Annotated in this window: 33 protein-coding genes; 22 read left to right on the forward strand and 11 right to left on the reverse strand. The window is 62.4% G+C overall.

The features are described from left to right. The first annotated feature begins 18 nt into the window (after positions 1 to 18). The 6 genes from xylF to ACSQ8R_RS12955 all read left to right on the forward strand — a co-directional run bounded on the left by xylF (position 19) and on the right by ACSQ8R_RS12955 (position 4,672). Positions 19 to 1,059 (forward strand): D-xylose ABC transporter substrate-binding protein, encoded by a 1,041-nt coding sequence (gene xylF, locus ACSQ8R_RS12930; RefSeq protein WP_436253731.1) that lies wholly within the window; start codon positions 19 to 21, stop codon positions 1,057 to 1,059. A gap of 303 nt (positions 1,060 to 1,362) precedes the next feature. Next, complete coding sequence (locus tag ACSQ8R_RS12935; protein WP_436255460.1) at positions 1,363 to 2,577, forward strand: sugar ABC transporter permease; 1,215 nt, start codon at positions 1,363 to 1,365, stop codon at positions 2,575 to 2,577. Between the two features lie 14 nt (positions 2,578 to 2,591). Beyond that, complete coding sequence (locus tag ACSQ8R_RS12940) at positions 2,592 to 3,377, forward strand: ATP-binding cassette domain-containing protein (RefSeq protein ID WP_436253732.1); 786 nt, start codon at positions 2,592 to 2,594, stop codon at positions 3,375 to 3,377. Between the two features lie 204 nt (positions 3,378 to 3,581). After that, positions 3,582 to 3,761: a hypothetical protein gene (locus tag ACSQ8R_RS12945; protein WP_436253734.1), complete on the forward strand. Its 180-nt coding sequence runs from the start codon at positions 3,582 to 3,584 to the stop codon at positions 3,759 to 3,761. Positions 3,762 to 3,906: 145 nt separating this feature from the next. Further along, positions 3,907 to 4,296, forward strand: a complete 390-nt coding sequence (locus ACSQ8R_RS12950) for a group II truncated hemoglobin (RefSeq protein WP_436253735.1) — start codon at positions 3,907 to 3,909, stop codon at positions 4,294 to 4,296. Between the two features lie 55 nt (positions 4,297 to 4,351). Next, entirely contained in the window at positions 4,352 to 4,672 is a 321-nt protein-coding gene (locus tag ACSQ8R_RS12955; protein WP_436253736.1) for a DUF423 domain-containing protein, read from the forward strand. Between the two features lie 231 nt (positions 4,673 to 4,903). On the opposite strand, the gene ACSQ8R_RS12960 is transcribed toward ACSQ8R_RS12955, so the two are convergent. Both ACSQ8R_RS12960 and ACSQ8R_RS12965 read right to left on the reverse strand, forming a co-directional pair. Next, positions 4,904 to 5,125 (reverse strand): hypothetical protein, encoded by a 222-nt coding sequence (locus ACSQ8R_RS12960; protein WP_436253737.1) that lies wholly within the window; start codon positions 5,123 to 5,125, stop codon positions 4,904 to 4,906. Beyond that, on the reverse strand, positions 5,103 to 5,507 hold the full coding sequence (locus tag ACSQ8R_RS12965) for a DUF2325 domain-containing protein (RefSeq protein WP_436255461.1): 405 nt from the start codon (positions 5,505 to 5,507) through the stop codon (positions 5,103 to 5,105). The genes ACSQ8R_RS12960 and ACSQ8R_RS12965 overlap by 23 nt, the downstream gene beginning before the upstream one ends. 225 nt (positions 5,508 to 5,732) lie before the next feature. Between ACSQ8R_RS12965 and ACSQ8R_RS12970 the strand changes: the two genes are divergently transcribed. Together ACSQ8R_RS12970 and preA are read left to right on the forward strand one after the other, a co-directional pair. Next, positions 5,733 to 7,118, forward strand: a complete 1,386-nt coding sequence (locus ACSQ8R_RS12970; RefSeq protein ID WP_436253738.1) for an NAD(P)-dependent oxidoreductase — start codon at positions 5,733 to 5,735, stop codon at positions 7,116 to 7,118. A gap of 15 nt (positions 7,119 to 7,133) precedes the next feature. Next, positions 7,134 to 8,447, forward strand: a complete 1,314-nt coding sequence (preA, locus tag ACSQ8R_RS12975) for an NAD-dependent dihydropyrimidine dehydrogenase subunit PreA (RefSeq protein ID WP_436253739.1) — start codon at positions 7,134 to 7,136, stop codon at positions 8,445 to 8,447. A 43-nt stretch (positions 8,448 to 8,490) separates the two neighbouring features. Here preA and ACSQ8R_RS12980 read toward each other — a convergent pair whose 3' ends face one another. Beyond that, positions 8,491 to 8,838 (reverse strand): carboxymuconolactone decarboxylase family protein, encoded by a 348-nt coding sequence (locus ACSQ8R_RS12980; RefSeq protein WP_436253740.1) that lies wholly within the window; start codon positions 8,836 to 8,838, stop codon positions 8,491 to 8,493. A gap of 73 nt (positions 8,839 to 8,911) precedes the next feature. Here ACSQ8R_RS12980 and ACSQ8R_RS12985 point away from each other — a divergent pair, with 73 nt between their 5' ends. Both ACSQ8R_RS12985 and ACSQ8R_RS12990 read left to right on the forward strand, forming a co-directional pair. After that, entirely contained in the window at positions 8,912 to 9,214 is a 303-nt protein-coding gene (locus ACSQ8R_RS12985) for an ArsR/SmtB family transcription factor (protein ID WP_436253741.1), read from the forward strand. 1 nt (position 9,215) lies between these two features. Continuing rightward, positions 9,216 to 9,761: a rhodanese-like domain-containing protein gene (locus ACSQ8R_RS12990; RefSeq protein ID WP_436253742.1), complete on the forward strand. Its 546-nt coding sequence runs from the start codon at positions 9,216 to 9,218 to the stop codon at positions 9,759 to 9,761. On the opposite strand, the gene ACSQ8R_RS12995 is transcribed toward ACSQ8R_RS12990, so the two are convergent. From ACSQ8R_RS12995 to ACSQ8R_RS13015, 5 genes are all read right to left on the reverse strand, one after another. Beyond that, positions 9,758 to 10,261, reverse strand: coding sequence for a hypothetical protein (locus ACSQ8R_RS12995; protein WP_436253743.1), 504 nt, complete (start codon positions 10,259 to 10,261; stop codon positions 9,758 to 9,760). The two genes, ACSQ8R_RS12990 and ACSQ8R_RS12995, sit on opposite strands and share 4 nt — an antisense overlap. 198 nt (positions 10,262 to 10,459) lie before the next feature. Next, entirely contained in the window at positions 10,460 to 10,687 is a 228-nt protein-coding gene (locus ACSQ8R_RS13000) for a hypothetical protein (RefSeq protein ID WP_436253744.1), read from the reverse strand. A gap of 86 nt (positions 10,688 to 10,773) precedes the next feature. Then, positions 10,774 to 11,001 carry a hypothetical protein gene (locus ACSQ8R_RS13005; RefSeq protein ID WP_436253745.1) on the reverse strand — a complete coding sequence of 76 codons (228 nt, stop codon included), beginning with the start codon at positions 10,999 to 11,001 and terminating at the stop codon, positions 10,774 to 10,776. Between the two features lie 103 nt (positions 11,002 to 11,104). Further along, complete coding sequence (locus ACSQ8R_RS13010) at positions 11,105 to 11,335, reverse strand: hypothetical protein (RefSeq protein ID WP_436253746.1); 231 nt, start codon at positions 11,333 to 11,335, stop codon at positions 11,105 to 11,107. 242 nt (positions 11,336 to 11,577) lie between these two features. After that, a complete protein-coding gene (locus ACSQ8R_RS13015; protein WP_436255462.1) occupies positions 11,578 to 12,477 on the reverse strand; it encodes a LysR substrate-binding domain-containing protein in 900 nt (299 codons plus the stop codon). Between the two features lie 113 nt (positions 12,478 to 12,590). Between ACSQ8R_RS13015 and ACSQ8R_RS13020 the strand changes: the two genes are divergently transcribed. Next, the gene (locus ACSQ8R_RS13020) at positions 12,591 to 13,631 is read left to right on the forward strand and encodes a YeiH family protein (protein ID WP_436253747.1); all 1,041 of its coding nucleotides are present in this window, start codon (positions 12,591 to 12,593) and stop codon (positions 13,629 to 13,631) included. Positions 13,632 to 13,696: 65 nt separating this feature from the next. Here ACSQ8R_RS13020 and ACSQ8R_RS13025 read toward each other — a convergent pair whose 3' ends face one another. Beyond that, a complete protein-coding gene (locus tag ACSQ8R_RS13025; RefSeq protein WP_436253748.1) occupies positions 13,697 to 13,894 on the reverse strand; it encodes a DUF2735 domain-containing protein in 198 nt (65 codons plus the stop codon). A 447-nt stretch (positions 13,895 to 14,341) separates the two neighbouring features. On the opposite strand from ACSQ8R_RS13025, the gene ACSQ8R_RS13030 reads away from it, so the two are divergent. Further along, positions 14,342 to 15,379 (forward strand): glutamine synthetase beta-grasp domain-containing protein, encoded by a 1,038-nt coding sequence (locus ACSQ8R_RS13030; RefSeq protein WP_436253749.1) that lies wholly within the window; start codon positions 14,342 to 14,344, stop codon positions 15,377 to 15,379. 79 nt (positions 15,380 to 15,458) lie between these two features. Here ACSQ8R_RS13030 and rutR read toward each other — a convergent pair whose 3' ends face one another. Beyond that, complete coding sequence (rutR, locus tag ACSQ8R_RS13035; RefSeq protein ID WP_436253751.1) at positions 15,459 to 16,103, reverse strand: HTH-type transcriptional regulator RutR; 645 nt, start codon at positions 16,101 to 16,103, stop codon at positions 15,459 to 15,461. Here rutR and ACSQ8R_RS13040 point away from each other — a divergent pair. The 5 genes from ACSQ8R_RS13040 to hydA are packed head-to-tail and all read left to right on the forward strand — an operon-like array spanning position 16,102 to position 19,683. After that, positions 16,102 to 16,350: a hypothetical protein gene (locus tag ACSQ8R_RS13040; RefSeq protein ID WP_436253752.1), complete on the forward strand. Its 249-nt coding sequence runs from the start codon at positions 16,102 to 16,104 to the stop codon at positions 16,348 to 16,350. The two genes, rutR and ACSQ8R_RS13040, sit on opposite strands and share 2 nt — an antisense overlap. A 3-nt stretch (positions 16,351 to 16,353) precedes the next feature. Next, the gene (locus ACSQ8R_RS13045) at positions 16,354 to 17,607 is read left to right on the forward strand and encodes a Zn-dependent hydrolase (RefSeq protein ID WP_436253753.1); all 1,254 of its coding nucleotides are present in this window, start codon (positions 16,354 to 16,356) and stop codon (positions 17,605 to 17,607) included. Positions 17,608 to 17,642: 35 nt separating this feature from the next. Next, positions 17,643 to 17,855 carry an antitoxin MazE-like protein gene (locus tag ACSQ8R_RS13050; protein WP_436253754.1) on the forward strand — a complete coding sequence of 71 codons (213 nt, stop codon included), beginning with the start codon at positions 17,643 to 17,645 and terminating at the stop codon, positions 17,853 to 17,855. A 20-nt stretch (positions 17,856 to 17,875) separates the two neighbouring features. Next, the gene (locus ACSQ8R_RS13055; RefSeq protein ID WP_436253756.1) at positions 17,876 to 18,214 is read left to right on the forward strand and encodes a type II toxin-antitoxin system PemK/MazF family toxin; all 339 of its coding nucleotides are present in this window, start codon (positions 17,876 to 17,878) and stop codon (positions 18,212 to 18,214) included. 14 nt (positions 18,215 to 18,228) lie between these two features. Beyond that, a complete protein-coding gene (hydA, locus tag ACSQ8R_RS13060; protein ID WP_436253757.1) occupies positions 18,229 to 19,683 on the forward strand; it encodes a dihydropyrimidinase in 1,455 nt (484 codons plus the stop codon). A gap of 202 nt (positions 19,684 to 19,885) precedes the next feature. Here the strand turns inward: hydA and ACSQ8R_RS13065 are convergent, their stop codons facing one another. Next, on the reverse strand, positions 19,886 to 20,299 hold the full coding sequence (locus ACSQ8R_RS13065; protein WP_436253758.1) for a cupin domain-containing protein: 414 nt from the start codon (positions 20,297 to 20,299) through the stop codon (positions 19,886 to 19,888). Between the two features lie 178 nt (positions 20,300 to 20,477). Here ACSQ8R_RS13065 and ACSQ8R_RS13070 point away from each other — a divergent pair, with 178 nt between their 5' ends. The 5 genes from ACSQ8R_RS13070 to ACSQ8R_RS13090 all read left to right on the forward strand — a co-directional run bounded on the left by ACSQ8R_RS13070 (position 20,478) and on the right by ACSQ8R_RS13090 (position 24,261). Next, the gene (locus tag ACSQ8R_RS13070) at positions 20,478 to 20,852 is read left to right on the forward strand and encodes a hypothetical protein (RefSeq protein WP_436253759.1); all 375 of its coding nucleotides are present in this window, start codon (positions 20,478 to 20,480) and stop codon (positions 20,850 to 20,852) included. Further along, complete coding sequence (locus ACSQ8R_RS13075) at positions 20,849 to 21,640, forward strand: ABC transporter ATP-binding protein (RefSeq protein ID WP_436255463.1); 792 nt, start codon at positions 20,849 to 20,851, stop codon at positions 21,638 to 21,640. Before ACSQ8R_RS13070 ends, ACSQ8R_RS13075 begins: the two co-directional genes overlap by 4 nt. A gap of 235 nt (positions 21,641 to 21,875) precedes the next feature. Next, the gene (locus tag ACSQ8R_RS13080) at positions 21,876 to 22,256 is read left to right on the forward strand and encodes an endonuclease domain-containing protein (protein WP_436253760.1); all 381 of its coding nucleotides are present in this window, start codon (positions 21,876 to 21,878) and stop codon (positions 22,254 to 22,256) included. Next, positions 22,253 to 23,137: an ABC transporter permease gene (locus ACSQ8R_RS13085; RefSeq protein ID WP_436253762.1), complete on the forward strand. Its 885-nt coding sequence runs from the start codon at positions 22,253 to 22,255 to the stop codon at positions 23,135 to 23,137. The genes ACSQ8R_RS13080 and ACSQ8R_RS13085 overlap by 4 nt, the downstream gene beginning before the upstream one ends. Then, positions 23,134 to 24,261 carry an ABC transporter permease gene (locus ACSQ8R_RS13090; protein ID WP_436253763.1) on the forward strand — a complete coding sequence of 376 codons (1,128 nt, stop codon included), beginning with the start codon at positions 23,134 to 23,136 and terminating at the stop codon, positions 24,259 to 24,261. Before ACSQ8R_RS13085 ends, ACSQ8R_RS13090 begins: the two co-directional genes overlap by 4 nt. Positions 24,262 to 24,288: the final 27 nt, after the last annotated feature.

Genomic DNA, 24,288 nt, shown 5'->3' on the forward strand with positions numbered 1-24,288 from the left:
GTCACTCGGGAGGACATTATGAGATCATTCGTAAAGCTGATGGCTGGCGCGGCCATCCTCGTTTCCATGCATTCCGCCACCATGGCGGCCAATCTCGTCGTCGGCGTTTCCTGGTCGAACTTCCAGGAAGAGCGTTGGAAGACCGACGAGGCCGCCATCAAGAAGGCACTCGAAGCTGCCGGCGCCAAGTATATTTCCGCTGATGCCCAGTCGTCCGCCGCAAAGCAGCTCACCGACGTCGAGTCGCTGATCTCGCAGGGCGCCAATGCCCTGATCGTTCTGGCGCAGGATTCGAGCGCCATCGGCCCGGCCGTCGAAAAGGCTGCAGCCGAAGGCATCCCGGTCGTCGGTTACGACCGCCTGATCGAAAACCCGGCCGCCTTCTACATCACCTTCGACAACAAGGAAGTCGGCCGCCTGCAGGCGCAGGGCGTCTTCAAGGCAAAGCCTGAAGGCAACTACGTCTTCATCAAGGGCTCGTCCTCCGATCCGAACGCGGACTTCCTGTTCGCCGGCCAGATGGAAGTGCTGAAGGCTGCGATCGACGGCGGCAAGATCAAGAATGTCGGCGAAGCCTATACCGACGGCTGGAAGCCGGAAAATGCCCAGAAGAACATGGAACAGTTCCTGACCAAGAACAACAACAAGGTCGATGCTGTCGTCGCATCCAACGACGGCACTGCCGGCGGCGCGATCGCGGCACTCGATGCCCAGGGTCTTGCCGGTTCCGTTCCGGTCTCCGGCCAGGACGCCGACAAGGCGGCCCTGAACCGCGTGGCGCTCGGCACCCAGACGGTTTCCGTCTGGAAGGACAGCCGAGAACTCGGCAAGAACGCCGCTGAAATCGCTCTGGCGCTTGCCGGCGGCAAGAAGCTGACCGAGATCAAGGGCGTCCAGACCTTCGAAGGCGGTCCGAAGAAGGTGAAGATGCAGTCGGTCTTCCTGAAGCCGCAGGCAATCACCAAGGACAACCTCAACGTCGTCATCGAGGCGGGCTGGATCAGCAAGGCTGAAGCCTGCCAGGGCGTCAAGGCTGGCGCAGTGGCTGCCTGCAAGTAACACATGGCCGTGCACAGACGATAAACTCACCGACGCCGCAGCACTTCTGCCGCGGCGTCGGTTTTCGGCGTAAGATGGCGCGGCCGCATAAAGGTACCCCGGCGGGCTACCCGGCGGCTGAACGTCGCGCAGGCGCGATCCGGCTCGACATCTTCGGGCCGCTGCGTCTCGCTAAAGTGGGGAACGGCGAACATGGCCGAGACGATACAGTCCACAACGAATTCAAAAACATCGACAGCGGCGGGAAAGGCAGAAGGCAGCGTCGTTGCCCGCTTCTTCCGCGCGACCGAGATCGACACGCGCATGCTCGGCATGATTGGCGCGCTGCTGATCATCTGGGTTGGGTTCCACATCCTGACGGGCGGCCTTTTCCTGACGCCGCGCAACCTCTGGAACCTCTCGGTGCAGACCGCCTCGGTCGCCGTCATGGCGACGGGCATGGTGCTCGTCATCGTCACCCGCAACATCGACCTTTCGGTCGGCTCGATCCTCGGCTTCACCGGCATGATCATGGGCGTGCTGCAGGCCCGGCTTCTGCCGGAACTGTTCGGCTTCAACCACCCGGCCATCTGGATCATAGCGCTGGCCGGCGGACTGGTCGTCGGCGCGCTGATCGGCACAATGCACGGCGTCATCATCGCCTTTCTCGGGGTGCCCTCGTTCATCGTCACGCTGGGCGGCCTGCTCATCTGGCGCGGCGCCACCTGGTTCGTGACGAGCGGCCAGACGGTCGCGCCGATGGACGTCAACTTCCGCCTGATGGGCGGCGGCACGGAAGGCTCGATCGGCGCCACCTGGAGCTGGATCGTCGGCATCGTCGCCTGTCTCGCCATCATCGGGGCGATCATCAACGCGCGCCGCCAGCGCAAGCGCTTTTCCTTCCCGCGCCGGCCGATCTGGGCCGAATACGTGCTGGTCGCGCTCGGCTGCGTCGTCGTGCTTGGCGCGGTTTATATCGCCAACGACTATTACTGGCCGATCGCCATCGCCCGCCGCTACGCCGAGGCCAACAACATCGCCTGGCCGGAAGGCGGGTTGCTGATCTCGCAGGGGATCGCCATCCCCGTCCTGATGGCGATCGCCGTCGGCATCGTCATGACCTTCATCGCCACCCGCCTGCGCTTCGGCCGTTACGTCTTCGCGATCGGCGGCAATCCGGAGGCAGCCGAACTCGCCGGCATCAAGACCCGCTGGGTGACGGTCAAGATCTTCGCGCTGATGGGCATGCTCTGCGCCATCGCCGCGGCGATTTCCACCGCCCGCCTCAACGCCGCCACCAATGCGCAAGGGGAGCTGGACGAACTCTATACCATCGCCGCAGCCGTTATCGGCGGCACCTCGCTTGCCGGCGGCATGGGGTCGATCGCCGGCGCCATGCTCGGCGCGCTCGTCATGCAGTCGCTTCAGTCCGGCATGGTGCTGCTCGGCATCGACTCGCCGTTCCAGCGCATCGTCGTCGGCATGGTGCTGGTCACCGCCGTCTGGCTCGACACCGTCTATCGCTCTCGCGCCAAGTAACAGGAGTTTTCATCGTGACGGAACAAACCACTCCGCTCGTGGAAATGAAGAACATTTCCATCTCCTTCGGCGGGATCCACGCTGTCGAGAATGCCTCGGTCGATCTTTTCCCCGGCGAGGTCGTGGCACTGCTCGGCCATAACGGCGCCGGCAAATCGACGCTGATCAAGGTCCTGTCGGGCGCCTACAAGCGCGACAACGGCGACATCATGATCAACGGCGAGACCGCCGACATCCGCAACCCGCGCGACGCCAAGAAATACGGCATCGAGACGATCTACCAGACACTTGCGGTCGCCGACAACGTCGATGCCGCCGCAAATCTCTATCTCGGCCGCGAGCTGCAGACCAAATGGGGCACGCTCGACGACGTCGCGATGGAGGCCAGCACCCGCGAGGTGATGGGCCGCCTGAACCCCAACTTCAAGCGCTTCAAGGAACCGGTGAAGGCGCTGTCCGGCGGCCAGCGGCAATCGGTGGCGATCGCCCGCGCCATCCTGTTCGACGCCCGCATCCTGATCATGGACGAGCCGACGGCAGCGCTCGGGCCGCAGGAGACCGCGCAGGTGGGCGATCTCATCAAGCAGTTGAAGCGCGAAGGCATCGGCATCTTCCTGATCAGCCACGACATCCACGACGTCTTCGACCTCGCCGACCGCGTCTTCGTGATGAAGAACGGCAAGGTGGTCGGCCATGCCCGCACCGAGGACGTCACCAAGGACGAAGTGCTCGGCATGATCATCCTCGGCAAGGTGCCGCCGGGCGCCACGCCCGGCCCCGGCGCCATGAAGGTGGTGTGAACCCAGGACGATTGCGCCCGCCCTTTTTGGTCCGCCGCTGAAGAAGGGTGTGGCAACGGAACCGGGGCTCTCCCCGGTTCCGCCTTATCTTTTTGAGGATGGAGCGCGCCGCATTGCGAGTCGGCGGGCTCTCGGGCCCCGCATATCGGAACTCCTCTCCTCCCTCGACGTTGGTTTCCGAAACCCCAATGTCGGAGGATCAGGATGGCTGACGAGCGGACTGCACAGGAAGTTATCGAGCACAGGCAAAGGCCCGTGAAAACGGCCAAACACCCACCGGCGGGGCCGCATGCCGAGGAACATCTGATCGACAGGGAAAAGACGCCCGGCGCCGGCTCGCTGCCCGAGCCCGACGCGAAAGAGGTGGATGCGGGGTCGGAATGACCGCCCCGTCGACGAATTGATCCCGAACGCCTGCTGGGTGCTTGAGACGCCGGCGGCTCCTGATCTGCGACGCCTTAGCGCTTGCCCGCCCGGGTATCGATCGGTAACACCGTTTGTAACGATCAGACAGGCGGGCCGAACGGGCATGGCGGACGAAACCATCACACTTTACGAGGCGATCGGCGGCGACGCGACGGTGCGGGCGCTGGTGAAGCGCTTCTACGAGCTGATGGATACCCTGCCGGAAGCAGCCCGCTGCCGCGCCGTCCACCCGCCGAGCCTCGAAGGCAGCGAGGAAAAGCTCTACGACTATCTGACCGGTTACCTCGGCGGCCCGCCTGTCTATGTGGAAAAACATGGCCACCCGCGGCTGCGTTCGCGCCATTTCGGCGCGGCGATCGGTCCGCTGGAACGTGACGAATGGATGCTCTGCTTCCGCCGCGCCATGGATGAGACAATCGAAAACCCGAAACTGCGCGAGATCATCTGGCCGCCGATCGAACGGCTGGCCTTCCATATGCAGAACAAGGAATAGGCCTTTGGAAAGACTCCATAAATTGCGGCCGTTGATTCTGTTTGTGAGCGGACTGATGGGCGCTGCTGGCGTCGCTCTGGCAGCGGCGGCAAGCCACGGGGGCGACACGGTCTTCCTCGGCTCCGCCTCGACCATGTGCCTGGCGCATGCGCCGGTCCTGCTAGGGCTCTATCTCGGCCACCGGCATTTCCGCACGGCGACGCTTGCCGCCTTGGTGCTCGGTCTCGGCACGATCATTTTCGCCGGCGATCTGGTGTCACGCCATTATCTCGGCGACCGGCTGTTTCCGATGGCCGCACCGGTCGGCGGGACAGGCATGATGCTGGGCTGGCTGGTGGTGGCGGCGGGCGCGTTTTTCAGGGTTCGGGAGGTTTAGGCCTCCCTTTGGCGTGGCGGTTATCTTCTCCACAACGGAAGGCTATATGGGATTTGGGGCGGTGCGTGGAGCCCCTCCCCCTTGTGGGGAGGGGTCTTCGCTCCGGATCAAAACCCCTCCCGCCTGCCGGCCACCCTCCCCACAAGGGGGAGGGTTACGAATGCCGCACCGCCTCGTGTCCCATACGCAATTGTCTTGTTCCTTGTAGGGAAATGGCCAGAGGGAGTTGGCCTATCGCCTAAAAGCCAGGACCTTTGCGCTTACTTCGGCAACATCCGCCGAGCGCTGCCGTTCAGTCTTCGGCAGCGCCACCACATTGGCCATATCCGCAGCCGCCTCGGCGCGGGCCGTCAGCAGCGCGTAGAGTTCCGGCACCAGCCCGTCGCCATTCTGGGCGGCGAGCTTGTGCAGGCCGATGAAAAGGCCGGTGTCACGACGTTCTTCGTTCATCATTGCGTTCCTTCATGGTCTGGAGCGCCCGCTCCAGACTGGATTTGGAGCCGTTGCGCAGCGGCACGAAGGCGACACCGAACTTCTTGCAGCCGGTCTTCACCCTCAGGCACGCATCGTGGCTGATACAGTCGATGGGGCAGAAGACGCAGTCGACCGACGGCAGCACCGTGTCGATGCGGGAGACCGCCTCGCGAAGTCCGCCGTCGTGGTGGATCAGTTCGGCGCCGAAATTGCTGGCGATCTCCCTCAGGTGCGCCACCTGACAGTCACGGCCGCCGACATAGAGAAAGCTGCGGACGTCGGTCACCGCCGGTCCCCGCGTTTCGGCGCTCTTCGCCTCCGCGCCGGAATTGCCGTTCTTCTGTTTCTGCTTCTTGGCCATATGCCCCTCGCCGCCGATTCTGCTCACGCTTCGGTTCCTCGATGGCCGGCACCATATTAAAGTTGATTTTCAGAGTAAAGATTAAAGTGGACTCTTTTTATCATGATATATCGGGCACCCTGATACGGTCTCGCCATTTTCAAAAATTTACCGTTTGATAAATTTTTACGCTGTGGTACCTTTTGCCCAATAGTTGTCCAAAATCCATAAAAGAGGGAACTTAGGATGGAACGACTGGGAAACGGTCAAAAGGCCGGGATCGAGGCTGGCCGCCTCGCCGCCGCCGACTATGAGGCGAATTTCGCCGATCTCCACCCGCGTCTCGACCGGCACGAGGCGCTGGTCGCCGCCGATCGCTGTTATTTCTGCTACGACGCGCCGTGCATGACGGCCTGTCCCACCTCCATCGATATCCCGCTGTTCATCCGGCAGATATCGACGGGAAATCCGATCGGCTCGGCGAAGACCATATTCGACCAGAATATCCTCGGCGGCATGTGCGCCCGCGTCTGTCCCACCGAGACGCTCTGCGAACAGGCCTGCGTACGCAACACCGCGGAAGACAAGCCGGTCGAGATCGGCAAGCTGCAGCGTTATTCCACCGACATCGCCATGGAACAGGGTAGGCAGTTCTATAGCCGCAAGGCTCCGACCGGGAAGACGGTCGCGGTGGTCGGCGCCGGTCCGGCCGGCCTTGCCGCCGCCCATCGGCTTGCCATGCACGGCCATTCGGTCACCATCCTCGAAGCCCGCGAAAAGGCCGGCGGCCTCAACGAATACGGCATCGCCACCTACAAGGCGGTGGACGATTTTGCCGCCCGCGAAGTGGATTACGTCACCGCGATCGGCGGCATCGAGATCGTCAACGGCCAGGCACTCGGCCGCGACTTCTCGCTGTCCGACCTCTCCGCCAAATACGACGCCGTTTTCCTCGGCATGGGCCTTGCCGGCGTCAACGGCCTTGGCATCGAAGGCGAGGACCTGGCGGGCGTCGAGGACGCGGTGGATTTCATCGCCGCCCTTCGCCAGGCGAAGGACAAGAGCGTGCTGCCGATCGGCCGGCGCGTCGTCGTCCTCGGCGGCGGCATGACCGCCATCGACGCCGCGATCCAGTCAAAGCTGCTCGGTGCCGAAGAGGTGACGATCTGCTATCGCCGCGGCAAGGACAACATGAACGCCTCGCCCTACGAGCAGGATCTGGCGACCGCCAACGGCGTCATCATCCGCCATTGGCTGGCGCCGAAATCGATCATCGGCAAGGACGGCCCCAATGGCGCTCATGTCGCCGGCATCGAGGTGGAATATACCGCGATCCGCGACGGCAAGCTGATCGGCACCGGCGAGACCGGCGTCATCGCCGCCGACCAGATCTTCAAGGCGATCGGCCAGACCTTCTCCGCCTCGGGCCTCGGCGCGCTGCAGTTCGAAAAGGGCAAGATCGTGGTCGATCCCGAAGGCCGCACCTCGATCGAGGGCGTCTGGGCCGGCGGCGACTGCATCGGGTCAGGCGAGGACCTGACCGTGTCGGCCGTCGCGCAGGGGCGTGACGCCGCGGAAAGCATCGCAAAAGCCCTGGCTGCCGCAGCGCAGCCGGCAACCGCAGTGGCTTGAGGGGAGACCAGGACAATGGCTGATATCCGCAACAATTTCGTCGGCATCAAATCCCCGAACCCGTTCTGGCTGGCGTCCGCGCCGCCGACCGACAAGGCCTACAATGTCGAGCGCGCCTTCAAGGCCGGCTGGGGCGGCGTGGTCTGGAAGACGCTCGGCGAGGAAGGCCCGCCGGTCGTCAACGTCAACGGCCCGCGCTACGGCGCCATCTGGGGCGCCGACCGCCGCCTGCTGGGCTTGAACAATATCGAGCTGATCACCGACCGCGACCTCTACACCAACCTTCGCGAAATGAAGGAAGTGAAGAAGAACTGGCCGGACCGGGCGATCGTCGCCTCGATCATGGTCCCATGCGAGGAACAGGCCTGGAAGGCGATCCTGCCGCTGGTCGAAGAAACCGAAGTCGACGGCATCGAGCTCAATTTCGGCTGTCCGCACGGCATGTCCGAGCGCGGCATGGGTTCCGCGGTCGGCCAGGTGCCGGAATATATCGAAATGGTGGTGCGCTGGTGCAAGCAGTACACCCGCATGCCGGTCATCACCAAGCTGACGCCCAATATCACTGACATCCGCCATCCCGCCCGCGCCGCCAAGCGCGGCGGCACTGATGCGGTGTCGCTGATCAACACGATCTCGTCGATCGTCTCGGTCGATCTCGACAGCTTCTCGCCCAACCCCTCGGTCGGCGGCAAGGGCAGCCATGGCGGTTATTGCGGCCCGGCGGTCAAGCCGATCGCGCTCAACATGGTCGCCGAGATCGCCCGCGATCCGGAAACCTACGGCCTGCCGATCTCCGGCATCGGCGGCGTCACCACCTGGCGCGATGCCGCCGAGTTCCTGGCGCTCGGGGCCGGCAACGTACAGGTCTGCACCGCGGCGATGACCTACGGCTTCAAGATCGTCGAGGAGATGATCACCGGTCTTTCCGACTGGATGGACGAGAAAGGCCACCGCTCGCTTGATGATGTTATCTGTCGCGCGGTCCCCAACGTCACCGACTGGCAGTATTTGAACCTCAACTACATCGCCAAGGCGCATATCGACCAGGACGCCTGCATCAAGTGCGGCCGCTGCCACATCGCCTGCGAGGATACCTCCCACCAGGCGATCACCTCGATGGTCGATGGCGTACGCCATTTCGAGGTGATGGAAGAGGAATGCGTCGGCTGCAATCTCTGCGTCAACGTCTGCCCGGTCGAAAACTGCATCACCATGGAAACCCTGCCGGCCGGCGAACTCGACAAGCGCACCGGCAAGGTGGTCGATCCGACCTACGCCAACTGGACCCAGCATCCCAACAACCCGATGGCGAGACAGGCCGCGGAATAAATCACACCGAGACAGGAGGGCGGCACGGGACCGCCCTCCCCTTTCACACTGCTTCTGAAAACTGATCCCAGGCGCGCAACGCATCGGCGGCATACATCAGCGCCGGACCACCGCCCATATAGGCGCCCATCGCCGCCACTTCGGCGATCTCCTGCCGGGTGGCGTCAAGTCCGTGCAACGCCTTTGTATGGAAGCCGATACAGCCATCGCACCGCTGAGTGATGCCGATCGCAAGCGCAATCAGTTCCTTCGTCTTCCTGTCCAGCGCCCCATCGGCGCCTGCCCCCTTCGACAGAGCGTAAAATCCCTGCATCGCGTCGGGCGTCAGCTTCCGCATTTCGGCGGTATATGTGGATATGTCCCTGGTGATCTGGCGATAGTCTTTCGTCATTCCGGCCTCTTGTGGTCCCTTTACAATTCACATTTTTATGATATAAGAAAAATATGAATTGTAAAGGGACCACATGGATCTGACCGACGAAATGCCCGTGAAGGCCGAGGAAGTAGCGAACTTTCTCAAGGGATTGGCCAATACCCATCGGCTGCTGGTTCTCTGCGCTTTGGCAGAAGGGGAAAGCAGCGTCTCCGAGCTCATAGCGGCAACGGGAATTGCCCCGACATCGATGTCGCAGCATCTGGCCAAGCTGAAGGAGGAAGGCATCGTCGACTTCCGGCGGGAACACCGAACGCTTTTCTATTTCATCGTCCATCCGGCCGTCAGCGAGCTGATGGGCGTGCTCTATCAGCATTTCTGCAAAGGCAAATGAAATGACGACCGAAACCAAGAGAACCGTATCCGCGACGCAGGCGGCCGAATGGCTGGCCGCAGGCGATGCGATCCTGATCGACGTGCGCGAGCCGGAGGAATTCCGGGCAGAGCATATCGCCGCCGCCGCCTCGCTGCCTCTCGGTTCCATCGCCGACCTGCGACAGGTCCTGACGATTCCGGAAAACCGCAGGATCGTCGTGCATTGCCTGAAGGGCGGACGCGGCGAACAGGCCTGCCGTGAACTCGAAAATATCCTGCCCGCTCACGAGACCTACAATCTCGAAGGCGGGATCACCGCATGGAAACAGGCAGGCCTGCCCGTCGTCGGACCAGCAGCGGGCCAGGGTGGGCCGTCGATCTTCCGTCAGGTGCAGATGATCGTCGGCAGCCTCGTGCTGCTGTGCGTGGCTCTCGGCTTTCTCGGCCTGACGCCTGCCTTTGCACTGGCCGGATTCTTTGGCTTCATGCTGGCCTTTGCGGGCTTCAGCGGCTGGTGCGGCCTCGCCCTCTTGCTCCAGCGCATGCCTTGGAACCGGGCGGCCTAGCGCGAGCCGGAAAGAGGCGGAGTGTTTCTCGGCGTTCTCGTTCGGGCGCTTCTGATCAGCGACGCCATGCGGTCGCGGGCGAGGGCCGCCTTGTCCAGCTTGGGGTATTCGCTGAATTCCACCGATCCATGTTCCGGCGTCTTCAAGAGGCAGCGATAGTGCATGCCGCCCTCGCCGTCGCTTTCCACCTCGATGGTCGGAGCCGGCAGGCGGCCGGGATCGATACGCTCCTCGTCATGGGTCCAGAGCCAGCGACGGGTGACGATCAAGCTGCCGTCGTTATCCTGCCGGACCGAGACGATCGGCCGGGCAAAGGATCCGGATGCCAGCCACCCTCCCAGCCCCCAGAAAAAGGCGAGGATGAGAGCCCTGAACGGCTCCTCCGCCACGCCGCCATTGCGGAAGAAAACAAAGGTCATCAGGATGAGAATGGCGAACCAGCCGACGACGAAAAGCCAACCGTAAAGCGGGCGCATATTCCTAAAAAGCAGTCTCTCCATGGCTCTTGCCTCCAAAGACTTCTTTCGGTCGAGGAACTATAGCACACTCCAAAACATGCTGCGACATTTCCCGAAAGGCCCGGCGACTTCGGCCATGCGGCTTTGCGCCTCCCTCCCCGCGAAACCAGGCTCTTGAACCCCTTAAAAACAAAGAGGCCCGGGTGTTACCGGACCTTCTTCGTCTGCGCTGCGCGGAGATCAGTTCGGGCGGTTTGCGCCATCGAAATAATCGCCGCTGTTGACGTCGGCCTGGACGCCGGCCGTCTGGGCGTCGGTCTTCTGGCCGATGCTGCCGGTCTGGACCTGGTCGATCGTGGCGGAAGCCTTGGATGCGCCTTCGTAATAGTCGCCGTCGGCGAGAGCGACGGATGCAAAGGAAGCCGAAGCGATGAGGGCGGCGGCGATAGCGGAAGAAATCCTGGTCATTGTTGTAGTCCCTTCAGAGTGTTCCGCGGCTTTGAGTTTGCGACCTGGCCTGCGGATGATTGTTCGGTGTCTTGAATGAGCTGCGGTTAGTTCGGGCGGTTTGCGCCTTCATAATAATCGCCGCGACCGACCGAAGCCGGGATCTGGTGGGCGTTCTGCTGGTCCTTGGCGATGCTTCCTGTCTGCATGTGATCGACCATGGAGGAAGCCTTGGAAGCGCCCTGGAAATAGTCGCCTTCGTCAGCGAGAGCTGCACCGGCGAAGGAGACCGAAGCGATGAAAGCTGCGGCGATTGCGGAAGTGATCTTGGTCATTGTCGTCGTCCTTTTGAGTTTGTTGGTTTTGGTCCGGTCTGCGTTACGTTCTGCATGGAATACGGAGCCGGATGGATTTCGGTTTCAGGCCTCGAACGATTTTTTAGTTCGGGCGCTGGGCGCCGTCGAAATAGTCGCCGCTGTTGACGTCGGCCTGGAGCTTGTCGTTCTGGCCGATGCTGCCGGTGCTGATGTGATCGACAGTGACAGAGGCAGAGGCAGCCGGAGCGTTCTTCTGGACGCCCTGGTAATAGTCGCCTTCGGCGAGAGCGGCTGAACCGAACGAAGCCGAAGCAATCAGGGCAGCGGCGATAGCGGAAGAAATTCTGGTCATTGTCTTGTTCCTTGCATGTGTCGGAGCCGAGTTTTCTCGAAGCCCCTCTCTTCGTGTCTGATCTTGTCCTTCGAAGCTCGTTGCCGCGCTTCTGATGGTGAAGATGGTGCAAGTTCCTCCTCGCCGATAGACAGCAAGTTGCGGACGTACCGTTCAACAAAAATGAACGACTTAAATTTTATCGTTCACAGAAACGCGAGGAAATGTTTACTGGCCGTCTATCGGTTTTTCCCGGGAAGCGATCAGCGACCGTCGTCGTCTGCAGGCTCGTTCAACAGGTCGAGCATGGCGCGCAGCGCCCGGGTGACATGACGCTCGGCGTGAAAAAGCGCCGAGAACTGCCGTAGCGGCATCGGGAAATCGGCGACGTGGAGCCGGCCGGAAAAGGAATGGGATGAGGCGGCGCGGCTGGAAATCACCGTAGCGCTCAGGCCCGCCTCGACCGCCGCCATCGCCGCCTCGTTCGACGGCATCTCAAGCACGACGGACAGCGATTGCGGCTCGATGCCGAGATTGGTGAGCTGCGCCTCGAAGGCCGAGCGCGTGCCCGACCCCAGTTCGCGCATGATCCAGTTGGTTTCGAGAAGATCGCTCGAGCGGATCTTTCGCCCGTCGGCCCAGGGGTGGCGGCTGCCGACCACCAGGACCAGCCGGTCCTCCGCGACCTTGCGGCGCTTGAGGCCGGTCAAATATACCTCGCCCTCGACGACTGCGAGTTCCGCCGCCCCGGTCAGCACCGCGTCGGCAGCGCTCTGGGTATTGCCGACGGTCAGCCTGACATCGACGCGCGGAAACCGCTCGTGATAGCTGACCAGCCGGGCCGGCAGCCAGTAGCTCGCCACCGTCTGGCTGGCATGGACGCGCAGGATGCCTGAGGCCGAACCGCCGAGATCGGCGAGCATATGTTCGGCCGTCTGTGCCCGCTCGAGCACCGCGCGGGCCTCCGGCACGAAGAGCTTTCCGGCTTCCGTCAACTCAATCCGCCGCCCGACCCGGTTGAAGAGGATCACCGCGTGGCGCGCCTCCAGCGCCGAGATCGCGGCACTGACCGCCGACTGCGTCAGGTTCAACGCTTCCGCCGCGCGCGTCACGTGTTCGCGGGAAGCCACCTCCAGAAAAATTCGAAGCTGATCGAGGGTCATCATCCAAAACCATTCGCTTTTAGCGAACGATATCAGAAAACTTATCAATTGGATTTGTGTTTTTGCAAAAGGGAGAATGGTTTTCGACGAATTCAGAGACTCGCGGAAAAATCATGAAGCCGATCCAGCCAACTGCGGAACAGCGCTCCCTCCTCTCCTCGCCCCAGTGGCTGCCCCTCGCCCGGCTTCTTCCGGGACTTCTTCTGACCGCCGCGATCGCCGCCACCGCCCTCACCGTCCGCAACCTGACCGGATGGATGGCGCTGAGCCCGCTCATCCTGTCGATCGTTTTCGGCATGCTGATCCGCAATCTGGGGGCCGTTCCGGCGGCCGTCGAACCCGGCATCGGCTTTTCCTTGAAGCGCATCCTGCGTTTCGGCATCGTGCTGCTCGGCCTGCAGGTAACGGCGGGCCAGATCCTCTCGCTCGGCGGCGCCGGTCTTGCCATGGTGGCGCTGACGCTCGCGACGACCTTCGTGGCGATCCGCGTGGTCGGCCGGGCGATGGGCGTCGATAGCTCGCTCACCGACCTGATCGCCGCCGGCACCTCGGTCTGCGGCGCTTCCGCCGTCATCGCCGCCAATACGGTGGTGCGCGGCAAGCAGGAACATGTGGCCTATGCGGTCGCCTGCGTGACGCTGTTCGGCTCGCTGTCGATGCTCGCCTACCCGCTGCTCGCCGCCCCGCTCGGGCTTGATGCACGCGGTTACGGGCTATGGACCGGCTCGACCATCCATGAAGTTGCCCAGGTGGTTGCCGCCGCCTTCCAGGGCGGCGATGTCGCCGGGCAGTTCGGCACCATCTCCAAGCTCGCCCGCGTCGTCATGCTGGCGCCGCTGATCATGACGCTGGCGCTCGCCATGCGCTCCGGCGGTGAAGGCGCATCGAGGGCTTCGGCACCCATGCCGTGGTTCGTGCTAGGTTTTATCGGGATGATGCTGGTCAACAGCGCGGTCGCCATTCCGGCCGGGGTCAGTCAGACGCTTGTGACGGTGACGAGATTCCTGCTCTCCATGGCGCTCGCCGCGATGGGCCTCCAGACCGATATCCGCAAACTCAAGGCGGAAGGCTGGCGGCCGCTGGCGCTCGGCGCGTTCGGCTGGCTGTTCATCGCGGTTTTCGGCTACGCGATGCTGAAGCTGTTCGCATTCTGAGGAACAACAGATCGAAGAAACAGGGGCCGCGTCAGAAATGGCGCGGCCTTTTCGTCATCCATGGGTCAGCAGGGCTTCGGCTGGTCGGTCTTCACCTCGGAATCCCGCACCGCTTCATCATGATACCAGCAATTGGTATCGACCACGCTCAAGGCTACCTCATGGATTCCGGTCGGCACGGTCCGGCCGTCCTCCAGTCGCCGCCTCGGGCGGACCGGGAACTGGTATATGGTTGCCGACTCACGATGGATGTGAATTGTCATCCGATCGTCTCCTAACTTCAAAAGTGCATTCAAACACCCACAGAGCACAAATCTGCACATTTTTTGTGCTTATTGCACTATTTTACATCATTTCCGCGACTCGCGCTAGGCGCTAATTTAGCGGTAACGAGGTTCCGGCGATCTATTTTGCTCAGAGGGACACGCTGCGGGGAAAACGTATGCCAAGCGACCTCGGTTCCGGGCAATCATCACAGAACCTTCAAAACCCGCGGATTTCATGAGAGTGTCCTCATCTACCGGGCTTTTGCTCCCAGTCGGGACCCTCGCGACGCGCCTTCATTCACACTTTTTTAACCCAAAACCGTTCCCCGGCTCCAAACTGGCACGGGAAATGCGTTCTCTCGTGTACCCCGGAGGCGCGGCATCGTCGCGATACCGCTTCCTCGGATGGCTCAACCATGAACGTCACGGCCTGAGAGATAAAATATGACCAAGTATAAGCTCGAGTACATCTGGCTCGACGGGTACACCCCGGTACCGAACCTGCGTGGCAAGACGCAGATCAAGGAATTCGACACCTTCCCGACGCTCGACCAGCTGCCGCTGTGGGGCTTCGACGGTTCGTCGACCATGCAGGCCGAAGGCCGCTCGTCCGATTGCGTGCTGAAGCCGGTTGCGCTTTATCCCGATCCGGCCCGCACCAACGGTGCGCTGGTCATGTGCGAAGTCATGATGCCGGATGGCGTCACGCCGCATTCCACCAACGCCCGCGCGACCATTCTCGATGACGAGGATGCGTGGTTCGGCTTCGAGCAGGAATACTTCTTCTACCAGAACGGCCGCCCGCTCGGCTTCCCGGAACAGGGTTACCCGGCTCCGCAGGGCCCGTATTACACCGGCGTCGGCTACTCGAACGTTGGCGACGTCGCGCGCGAAATCGTCGAAGAGCATCTCGACCTCTGCCTCGCAGCCGGTATCAACCACGAAGGCATCAACGCCGAAGTGGCCAAGGGCCAGTGGGAATTCCAGGTTTTCGGCAAGGGCTCCAAGAAGGCCGCCGACCAGATCTGGATGGCACGCTACCTGCTGCAGCGCCTGACTGAAAAGTACGGCATCGATATCGAATATCACTGCAAGCCGCTCGGCGACACCGACTGGAACGGCTCGGGCATGCATTGCAACTTCTCGACCAAGTACATGCGCGAAGTCGGCGGCAAGGACTATTTCGAAGCGCTGATGGCTGCCTTCGACAAGAACCTGATGGACCATATCGCCGTTTACGGCCCGGACAACGACAAGCGCCTGACCGGCAAGCACGAAACGGCTCCGTGGAACAAGTTCTCCTACGGCGTCGCCGACCGCGGTGCTTCGATCCGCGTGCCGCACTCGTTCGTCAAGAACGACTACAAGGGCTATCTGGAAGACCGCCGTCCGAACTCCCAGGGCGACCCCTACCAGATCGCTTCCCAGGTTCTGAAGACGATCGCAGAAGTCCCGACCAACAAGGCTTCCGCCGCTGCCTGACACCAGGCTCGGCAATCGGTAAACTAGAAGACGCCGGCCTCCGCGCCGGCGTTTTTTCGTTCAGGTCATCCGATGATAATCACGCGTTGCGCGCCCGCAGCCCGTCGATGAAGAGCTGCTCCAGGAACCGCGCCGCATCCTCGAAACGGCCCTCGCCCGCATAATTCTGGCCGAGCACGGCGCGCACCTGCACATCGAAGTCGGCATAATGCTGCGTCGTTGACCAGATCGAGAAGATCAGGTGGTAGGGGTCGCATTTGGCGATCTTGCCGGACCGCGCCCAGGCGCGGATCACCTCCGCCTTTTCATCGACCAGTGCCTTCAGCGGGCCTTTCAGCTCGTCCTCGATATGCGGCGCGCCCTGCAGCACTTCGTTGGCGAACAGCCGGCTCTCGCGCGGGAAATCGCGGGCCATTTCGAGCTTGCGGCGGATATAGGAACGGATCTCGGATTCAGGATTGCCCTCGGCGTTGAACGCCCGCAGCGGCTCCAGCCAGGTGAACAGGACCCGGTCGATGAGATGGCGGTGAATGGCCTCCTTGGTGCGGAAATAATAGAGCAGATTGGGTTTCGACATGCCGGCCGCCTCGGCGATCTGGTCGATCGTGGCGCCGCGGAAACCGTTCTGGGAAAACACGTCGAGCGCCGCTTCGAGGATGCGCTCCTCCTTCTCCTCCTGGATGCGGGTGCGTCTCTGCGTCTTCGCCGCCCTTGGGATGGCCATGCCTGTCCTTGCCCTCTTCCGCGTCCATCCGGCGCTTTCGAAATTCCTCTGGATTTTTCGTGATTTTCGTCTTGAGTGGAGCCGAGGAAATTGTAATGTTTTACCAAGCGGTCAAATTATCGGCGACAAGCGGAATAAACGCAATGCCGATCTTGGCATGGCTTTTTCAAAGCCGGCTCGCGAAGGACCAGCGGGAACGAAAGACATGCCGCCCGTAAGGGGTGGACGTGAAACAGGCGAGGACTGAAAAATGGTGGCAGCACCCGGCGAGAACTTGCGCGTCAACGGCGACCGTCTCTGGGACATGCTCATGGATATGGCGAAGATCGGCCCCGGCATTGCCGGCGGCAACAACCGCCAGACACTGACGGATGCTGACGGCGAAGGCCGCCACCTCTTCAAGCGGTGGTGCGAGGCGGAAGGAATGACGGTGGGCGTCGATAGGATGGGCACGATGTTCGCCACTCGCGCCGGCACCGATCCCGATGCGTTGCCGGTCTATGTCGGCAGCCATCTCGACACCCAGCCAACCGGCGGCAAATATGACGGTGTTCTCGGCGTGCTCGGTGCGCTGGAAGTGGTGCGCACCATGAACGACCTCGGGATCAGGACGAAGCATCCGATCGTCGTCACCAACTGGGCGAACGAGGAAGGCGCGCGCTTCGCGCCGGCCATGCTGGCGTCGGGCGTGTTCGCCGGCGTGCATTCGATCGACTACGCCTATGGCCGCAAGGACCCGGACGGCAAGACCTATGGCGACGAGCTGAAACGCATCGGCTGGCTCGGCGACGAAGAGGTCGGCGCCCGGAAGATGCATGCCTATTTCGAATATCATATCGAACAGGGGCCGATCCTCGAGGCCGAGAACAAGCAGATCGGCGTCGTCACCCACTGTCAGGGCCTGTGGTGGCTGGAATTCACGCTGACCGGCCGCGAGGCGCATACCGGTTCGACGCCGATGAACCTGCGCGTCAATGCCGGCCTTGCCTTCGGCCGCATCCTCGAAATGGTGCAGGCGGTGGCGATGTCCGAACAGCCGGGCGCCGTCGGCGGCGTCGGCCAGGTGTTCTTTTCGCCCAACTCCCGCAACGTGCTGCCGGGCAAGGTGGTCTTCACCGTCGATATCCGCACCCCCTCCCAGGAAAAGCTCGACCGCATGCGGGCGACGATCGAGAAACAGGCCGCCGAAATCTGCGAACCGCTCGGCGTCGGCTGTTCTGTCGAGGCGGTCGGCCATTTCGACCCGGTGACCTTCGATCCGGTCCTAGTCGGCCGTGTCCGCGAAGCGGCCGAAAAGCTCGGCTACAGCCACATGAACATCATCTCCGGCGCCGGCCACGACGCCTGCTGGGCCGCCAAGGTGGCGCCAGCGACGATGATCATGTGTCCCTGCGTCGGCGGGCTCAGCCACAACGAGGCCGAGGAGATTTCCAGGGAATGGGCGGCGGCGGGAGCCGACGTGCTGTTCCATGCCGTGCTGGAGACGGCGGAGATTGTGGAGTAGCATTGCAACCGCCACCTTGAGACAGGAAACGGACAATGGGACGACCGAGGGAAATATCACCCGAAGAACGGGCCGAACTGATCCGCCAGGGATATCGGCCGATCGAGATCTGGGTGCCGGATCTCACCAGCGAAGCCTTCCGCAGACAAGCGGAGGAAGAAATGCGCCGGATCGCCGAAGCCGACGCCAAGGAAGACATTGAGGACTGGATCGAAGCCGTTGGTCCAACCGATTGGGACAAACCGTGAAGTTGGGCCGAGGAGATGTCGTGCTTGCGGTTTTTCCCGGTGAACTCGGCAAACCTCGACCAGCCGTCATTCTTCAGGCTGATGAGTTTCTCGTGACCTACACCACGGCTCTGGCATGTCCTCAGACGACGCATCTGCTTGAAGCACCACTTCTTCGCCCGATCATAGCGCCTACTTCCGAGAATGGTCTTCAGCATCTGTCTCAGGTCATGGTCGAGAAGATAACGCCGGTCAGAAAAGAGGTCATCGGCCAGCGCATCGGCCGGCTGGCTGATAGCGACCTGAGCCGGATTGAAGTCGCACTGGTCCATGTCACCGGGCTGACGCACACCATTGTCCCCGCACGGGACGCGAAATAACAAAGGGAACAACAATGACCACAGTCATCAAGGGTGGAACCATCGTCACCGCCGACCTGACCTACAAGGCGGACGTGAAGATCGATGGCGGCAAGATCATCGAGATCGGCCCGAACCTTTCCGGCGACACCACGCTGGATGCGGCCGGCTGTTACGTCATGCCGGGCGGCATCGATCCGCATGTGCATCTCGAAATGCCGTTCATGGGCACCTATTCCGCCGACGATTTCGAGAGCGGCACGCGGGCAGCACTTGCCGGGGGCACGACCATGGTCGTCGATTTCTGCCTTCCCGAGCCCGGCCAGTCGCTGCTCGACGCGCTGAAGCGCTGGGACAACAAGGCGACCCGCGCCAATTGCGACTATTCCTTCCACATGTCGGTCACCTGGTGGGGCGAGCAGGTCTTCAACGAGATGAAGGCGGTCGTTTCCCATCACGGCATCAACACCTTCAAGCATTTCATGGCCTACAAGGGCGCGCTGATGGTGAACGACGACGAGATGTTCGCCTCCTTCCAACGTTGCGCCGAGCTTGGGGCCCTGCCGCTCGTGCATGCCGAAAACGGCGATGTCGTCGCCGCCATGCAGGCCAAACTGATGGACGAGGGCAATAACGGCCCCGAGGCGCATGCCTATTCGAGGCCTGCCTCCGTCGAGGGCGAAGCCACCAACCGCGCCATCATCATCGCCGACATGGCGGGCGTGCCGCTCTATGTCGTGCACACCTCCTGCGAACAGGCACACGAAGCGATCCGCCGCGCTCGCCAGAACGGCATGCGCGTTTATGGCGAGCCGCTGATCCAGCACCTGACGCTCGACGAAAGCGAATATTTCAGCAAGGACTGGGATCACTCGGCCCGCCGCGTGATGAGCCCGCCCTTCCGCAGCAAACAGCATCAGGACAGTCTGTGGGCGGGCCTTGCCTCCGGTTCGCTGCAGGTGGTGGCAACCGACCACTGCGCGTTCACGACCGAACAGAAGCGCACCGGCGTCGGCGATTTCCGCAAGATCCCGAACGGCACCGGCGGCCTCGAAGACCGCCTGCCGATGCTCTGGACCTACGGTGTCGCAACCGGCCGCATCACCATGAACGAGTTCGTGGCCGTCACCTCCACCAACATCGCCAAGATCCTCAACGTCTATCCGCGCAAGGGCGCGATCCTGGTCGGTGCCGACGCCGATATCGTCGTCTGGGACCCGAAGCGTTCGAAGACCATTACCGCGAAGAGCCAGCAGTCGGCGATCGACTACAACGTCTTCGAGGGCAAGGAAGTGACCGGCCTGCCGCGCTACACCCTGACCCGCGGCGTGGTGGCAATCGAGGACGGAGCGGTCAAGACGCAGGAGGGCCACGGCCAGTTCGTCAAGCGCGAACCGTTCCAGGCGGTCAACAAGGCACTGTCGACCTGGAAGGAACTGACCTCGCCGCGCAAGGTGGAGCGCACGGGCATTCCGGCCAGTGGGGTTTGAACGGGAAACGATGTCTCCAGAAAATCCCCCCCTCTGCCCTGCCGGGCATCTCCCCCTCAAGGGGGGAGATCGGATAGTAGCGAGACCTCGCTCTCAACAAAAGCTGGAGCCTGCCGGAACCAATTCGAATTCGTTCGGTAATTGGCGAAACTGGTGCGGCATATCGATCTCCCCCCTTGAGGGGGAGATTTCCGGCCTGCCGCTACCCCTTAACCAGCCCGTCCAGTTCCGGCAAAAGCACGACGCTTTCCTGTTCGTTCGGGTCGGTGCGGGCGATCACCGCCGAACAGGGCGCGTCCGAAATGTTGGCCGGCAGGTGCGGCACGCCGGCGGGGATGTACATCATCTCGCCGGCCGAGAGTTCGGCGCATTCCTCCAGCCGGTCGCCGTACCAGGTGACGGCGGAGCCGGAGAGCACGTAGATCGCCGTCTCATGGGTTTCGTGCAGATGGGCTTTGGCTCGTGCGCCCGGCGGAATGGTGAGGAGGTGCATGCAGATGCCCTTGGAGCCAACCGTTTCCGCCGCAATCCCCTCGAAATAGCTCAAACCCTGCTTGCCGGCATAGGCAGCGCCGGGCTTCACGACACGGCAGGTAGGTTTTGATGCACTGTCCATACCCAGTCTCCTCCGTCGAACGGGATCTGCCGACAGCATATCACGAGGTTTCGAGAGTGGGAGCCGAGGCAGACGAAAAGCGAGAGCGCCCGAACACCGCAATGATCGATATCCTGCGCAACGGCGATCTCTATACTGTAGGCTTCGCATACGGACTTGAATGGGGGCCTTTCGAGAAATGTCACTGACTACGATCCGCTTTGCGTCTGCGGTGCTTGCCGCAATGTCGGCTGCCCTTCCCGCCAGGGCCGCGACCTTCCTCGACGGCGCCTATGGCAGCAAGGAAGGCTGCATCTACGCCAGGACCGGCGAATCGTCTGGCGCCGACGACTTCCTGCTGCTCAATGACGAAGGCGTGACGACCTCCGTTTCCGCTTGTGAATTCAAGGGCCCGCCCAAAAAGACGGCGAACGGTTTCACCATCAAGGCACAATGTGATGCCGAAGGGGAAATCGGACCGGAAGACTCCGCCACGTTGACCAAATCCGCCAAAGGCTACACCGTCAGCTTCCCGGACGGTACCAAACTCGGACCCATGCCCAAATGCCGATGAACAATGCTCCATCCTCCGTCGTTACAGCCAAAAAGCTCGGCCTTACCTTCGAAACCAGCGACGGGCCGGTCCATGCGCTGTCGAACGTCGACCTCACGGTGAACAAGGGCGATTTCGTCTCCTTCATCGGCCCGTCCGGTTGCGGCAAGACCACCTTCCTGCGGGTCATCGCCGATCTCGAAAAGGCAACCGCCGGCGAGATCACCGTCAACGGCATGACGCCGGAAGAGGCACGCAAATCGCGTTCCTACGGTTACGTCTTCCAGGCGCCGGCGCTTTATCCGTGGCGGACGATCGAGAAGAACATCGCCCTGCCGCTCGAGATCATGGGCTATTCCTCAGTGGATCGCAAAGCCCGCATCGAGCGCACCCTCGATCTCGTCAACCTCTCCGGCTTCGGCAAGAGATATCCCTGGCAGTTGTCCGGCGGCATGCAGCAGCGTGCCTCGATCGCCCGCGCGCTCGCCTTCGACGCCGATCTGTTGCTGATGGACGAACCCTTCGGCGCGCTCGACGAGATCGTCCGCGACCACCTGAACGAGCAGCTTCTGAAACTCTGGGCCCGGACCGAAAAGACCATCTGTTTCGTCACCCACTCCATCCCGGAGGCGGTCTATCTCTCCACCCGCATCGTCGTCATGTCGCCGCGGCCCGGCCGGGTGACGGACGTCATCGAATCGACCTTGCCGAAGGAACGGCCGCTTGAAATCCGCGAGACGCCGGAGTTCCTGGAGATTGCACACAGGGTGCGCGAGGGGTTGAGGGCGGGGCATAGTTATGAGGAGTGAAGTTTTGCGGAGGCGGGGAGCCGATCGTCCGGAGTGCGGAGGCAAGTCCCCTCCCCAACCCCTCCCCACAAGGGGGAGGGACTTACCGCGCCGCCCCGCCCCACCCAACAACAGCGCTCCTTCAAGCCGCACCGTTGGAAAGAGAATGAGAAGGCCGCCGCAGATTAAGCCCCTCCCCCTTGTGGGGAGGGGTTGGGGCGGGGTCTTTCTTCTTGATGTTCGAGGAGCAATCTGAATGCCCCACTCCAACATCGCTCCCCAAACCAGAACACGCGCCAGAACGCTCCGCCGGGAGCTTACCAAAGCCGAATCCGCGATGTGGGACCTGCTTCGCGATTTCCGGCCTTATGGAGCACGCTTCCGGCGCGAAACGCCGATCGGGCCTTACATTGCCGATTTCGCGTGGCTTGCAGCGCGTATTGTCGTGGAAGTGGATGGCGACAGCCACGAAACCAATCATGGCCGCCAGCATGATGTAAAGAGAGATGCCTTCTTAAAAGACCAGGGCTTCACCGTCCTGAGGTTCGACAATGACCAGGTTCTTGATGGACCCGACTACGTCTTCACCACCATCGAGACCCGCGTCACGCCTTTTCTGAAGAGGGATCTCGCATGAAACCCGACACCCTCGCGCAACGCATCGTCCCCGTCCTCACCATCCTCGTCGCCATCGTCGCCGTCTGGTACGTCGCCGCCTATTTCATGAATGCCCCCTTCCAGCGCGATCTCGACCGGCGTGCCGACGTCACCTCGACGACCATGGAATTCATCGGCAAGACGATGGCGCAGCCGAAGCCGATTTTGCCGGCACCGCATCAGGTCGTCAGCAACGTCTTCGAAAACACGTTCCTGCGCAGCGTCACGTCCAACCGCAGCCTCGTCTACCATGCCTGGGTGACGCTCTCCTCGACTGTCCTCGGCTTCACCATGGGCACGCTGACCGGCATCCTGATCGCGGTCGGCATCGTGCATCTGAAGGCGCTCGACCGCAGCCTGATGCCGTGGATCATCGCCTCGCAGACCGTTCCGATCCTCGCGGTCGCGCCGATGGTGATCGTCGTGCTCGGCGCGGTCAACATCACCGGCCTCCTCCCCAAGGCGCTGATTTCCACCTATCTCTCCTTCTTCCCGGTCGCCGTCGGCATGGTAAAGGGCCTGCGCTCGCCGGAAATCATCCAGCTCGACCTGATGCGCACCTATTATGCCAGCGGCGCCCAGACCTTCTGGAAACTGAGGGTCCCGGCCTCGATCCCCTTCCTGTTCACCTCGATGAAGGTGGCGATCGCCGCAAGCCTCGTCGGCGCGATCGTCGGCGAGCTGCCGACCGGAGCCGTCGCCGGCATCGGCTCGAAACTGCTGGCCGCGGCCTATTACAGCCAGACGATCGATATCTGGGCGGCACTGATCGCCGGCTCGGTGCTTGCCGCACTTCTGGTCACCATTGTCGGCATCATCGCCAACATCGTTGATCGCTCCATGGGCGGGAGGCCGGCATGACCCTCGTCCTCCGCTCCTGGCAGGGCACCCTTGCCCTGATCCTCTGCCTCGCGGCCCTCACCTCCCTGCCGCTGATGGCTGCGGATGCCCCCTCGCCTTTCAGCACTGGCACCGTCGTCCTGGTCTTCCTGATAGTTGCCGGCGCGGCGCTGGTCTCGTTCACAGCACTCTCCCCGTCCTTTCTCGCAGCGATCCTGTTCGTGGCGACCCATCTGGCCGTCTGGCTGCTGCTTGCGGGCATCGCAGGCAACGAGGGCAAGGCGACGCTTTCCTTTTTCCTGATGCTCGCGGCCTCATGGCTGCTGGCCTGGCGCTGCGTCACGGTGCTCTCCGGCATCCGCCCAAAATCCAAGTCCGGCGACACGTTCCTCCGCCTCCTCATTCCCGCGATCTTCGGCGCCTGGATCCTGATCCTCTGGGAGGCGGCGACGCGCGGTGCCGGCATTCCCTTCATCATCCTGCCGCCGCCGTCCTCGATCGGCGCAAGGCTCGCCGGTTCCGTGCCGATCCTCTGGGCCGACGTGCAGCAGACGATCTTCAAGGCGGTGCTGTTCGGTTATGTGGTCGGCTGCGCCTCCGGCTTCGTCGTCGCGATCCTCGCCGACCGCATCGCCTTCCTCCGCCGCGGGCTGCTGCCGATCGGCAATCTCATGTCGGCGCTGCCGATCATCGGGGTCGCGCCGATCATGGTCATGTGGTTCGGGTTCGACTGGCAGTCCAAAGCGGCTGTCGTGATCATCATGACCTTCTTCCCGATGCTGGTGAACACGGTGGCAGGGCTCGGTGCCTCGGGCTCCATGGAACGCGACCTGATGCGCTCCTATGCGTCGGACTACTGGCAGACGCTAATAAAGCTGAGCCTGCCGGCCGCAATGCCCTTCATATTCAATGCGCTGAAGATCAACTCGACGCTGGCGCTGATCGGCGCGATCGTCGCGGAATTCTTCGGCACGCCGATCGTCGGCATGGGGTTCCGCATCTCGACCGAGATCGGCCGCATGAATGTCGACATGGTCTGGGCCGAAATCGCTGTTGCAGCGCTCATCGGTTCGGTTTTTTATGGTGTCGTGGCGCTTGGCGAAAGAGCGACGACGTTCTGGCATCCGTCTAACCGCGGTGGTTAGGCGCTGAAATCCGGCCCGTTTCGGCGG

It is taken from the genome of Neorhizobium sp. LjRoot104 (genome assembly GCF_964253725.1).
Classification (GTDB): Bacteria; Pseudomonadota; Alphaproteobacteria; order Rhizobiales; family Rhizobiaceae; genus Neorhizobium.

Excerpts from the sequence above, each read along its gene's own strand:
- xylF (WP_436253731.1), top strand. The coding sequence starts at position 19 with ATGAGATCATTCGTAAAGCTGATGGCTGGCGCGGCCATCCTCGTTTCC.
- ACSQ8R_RS12935 (WP_436255460.1), top strand. The coding sequence starts at position 1,363 with ATGCTCGGCATGATTGGCGCGCTGCTGATCATCTGGGTTGGGTTCCAC.
- ACSQ8R_RS12945 (WP_436253734.1), top strand. The coding sequence starts at position 3,582 with ATGGCTGACGAGCGGACTGCACAGGAAGTTATCGAGCACAGGCAAAGG.
- ACSQ8R_RS12950 (WP_436253735.1), top strand. The coding sequence starts at position 3,907 with ATGGCGGACGAAACCATCACACTTTACGAGGCGATCGGCGGCGACGCG.
- ACSQ8R_RS12955 (WP_436253736.1), top strand. The coding sequence starts at position 4,352 with ATGGGCGCTGCTGGCGTCGCTCTGGCAGCGGCGGCAAGCCACGGGGGC.
- ACSQ8R_RS12960 (WP_436253737.1), bottom strand. The coding sequence starts at position 5,125 with ATGATGAACGAAGAACGTCGTGACACCGGCCTTTTCATCGGCCTGCAC.
- ACSQ8R_RS12965 (WP_436255461.1), bottom strand. The coding sequence starts at position 5,507 with ATGGCCAAGAAGCAGAAACAGAAGAACGGCAATTCCGGCGCGGAGGCG.
- ACSQ8R_RS12970 (WP_436253738.1), top strand. The coding sequence starts at position 5,733 with ATGGAACGACTGGGAAACGGTCAAAAGGCCGGGATCGAGGCTGGCCGC.
- preA (WP_436253739.1), top strand. The coding sequence starts at position 7,134 with ATGGCTGATATCCGCAACAATTTCGTCGGCATCAAATCCCCGAACCCG.
- ACSQ8R_RS12980 (WP_436253740.1), bottom strand. The coding sequence starts at position 8,838 with ATGACGAAAGACTATCGCCAGATCACCAGGGACATATCCACATATACC.
- ACSQ8R_RS12985 (WP_436253741.1), top strand. The coding sequence starts at position 8,912 with ATGGATCTGACCGACGAAATGCCCGTGAAGGCCGAGGAAGTAGCGAAC.
- ACSQ8R_RS12990 (WP_436253742.1), top strand. The coding sequence starts at position 9,216 with ATGACGACCGAAACCAAGAGAACCGTATCCGCGACGCAGGCGGCCGAA.
- ACSQ8R_RS12995 (WP_436253743.1), bottom strand. The coding sequence starts at position 10,261 with ATGGAGAGACTGCTTTTTAGGAATATGCGCCCGCTTTACGGTTGGCTT.
- ACSQ8R_RS13000 (WP_436253744.1), bottom strand. The coding sequence starts at position 10,687 with ATGACCAGGATTTCTTCCGCTATCGCCGCCGCCCTCATCGCTTCGGCT.
- ACSQ8R_RS13005 (WP_436253745.1), bottom strand. The coding sequence starts at position 11,001 with ATGACCAAGATCACTTCCGCAATCGCCGCAGCTTTCATCGCTTCGGTC.
- ACSQ8R_RS13010 (WP_436253746.1), bottom strand. The coding sequence starts at position 11,335 with ATGACCAGAATTTCTTCCGCTATCGCCGCTGCCCTGATTGCTTCGGCT.
- ACSQ8R_RS13015 (WP_436255462.1), bottom strand. The coding sequence starts at position 12,477 with ATGACCCTCGATCAGCTTCGAATTTTTCTGGAGGTGGCTTCCCGCGAA.
- ACSQ8R_RS13020 (WP_436253747.1), top strand. The coding sequence starts at position 12,591 with ATGAAGCCGATCCAGCCAACTGCGGAACAGCGCTCCCTCCTCTCCTCG.
- ACSQ8R_RS13025 (WP_436253748.1), bottom strand. The coding sequence starts at position 13,894 with ATGACAATTCACATCCATCGTGAGTCGGCAACCATATACCAGTTCCCG.
- ACSQ8R_RS13030 (WP_436253749.1), top strand. The coding sequence starts at position 14,342 with ATGACCAAGTATAAGCTCGAGTACATCTGGCTCGACGGGTACACCCCG.
- ACSQ8R_RS13040 (WP_436253752.1), top strand. The coding sequence starts at position 16,102 with ATGCCTGTCCTTGCCCTCTTCCGCGTCCATCCGGCGCTTTCGAAATTC.
- rutR (WP_436253751.1), bottom strand. The coding sequence starts at position 16,103 with ATGGCCATCCCAAGGGCGGCGAAGACGCAGAGACGCACCCGCATCCAG.
- ACSQ8R_RS13045 (WP_436253753.1), top strand. The coding sequence starts at position 16,354 with ATGGTGGCAGCACCCGGCGAGAACTTGCGCGTCAACGGCGACCGTCTC.
- ACSQ8R_RS13050 (WP_436253754.1), top strand. The coding sequence starts at position 17,643 with ATGGGACGACCGAGGGAAATATCACCCGAAGAACGGGCCGAACTGATC.
- hydA (WP_436253757.1), top strand. The coding sequence starts at position 18,229 with ATGACCACAGTCATCAAGGGTGGAACCATCGTCACCGCCGACCTGACC.
- ACSQ8R_RS13065 (WP_436253758.1), bottom strand. The coding sequence starts at position 20,299 with ATGGACAGTGCATCAAAACCTACCTGCCGTGTCGTGAAGCCCGGCGCT.
- ACSQ8R_RS13070 (WP_436253759.1), top strand. The coding sequence starts at position 20,478 with ATGTCACTGACTACGATCCGCTTTGCGTCTGCGGTGCTTGCCGCAATG.
- ACSQ8R_RS13075 (WP_436255463.1), top strand. The coding sequence starts at position 20,849 with ATGAACAATGCTCCATCCTCCGTCGTTACAGCCAAAAAGCTCGGCCTT.
- ACSQ8R_RS13080 (WP_436253760.1), top strand. The coding sequence starts at position 21,876 with ATGCCCCACTCCAACATCGCTCCCCAAACCAGAACACGCGCCAGAACG.
- ACSQ8R_RS13085 (WP_436253762.1), top strand. The coding sequence starts at position 22,253 with ATGAAACCCGACACCCTCGCGCAACGCATCGTCCCCGTCCTCACCATC.
- ACSQ8R_RS13090 (WP_436253763.1), top strand. The coding sequence starts at position 23,134 with ATGACCCTCGTCCTCCGCTCCTGGCAGGGCACCCTTGCCCTGATCCTC.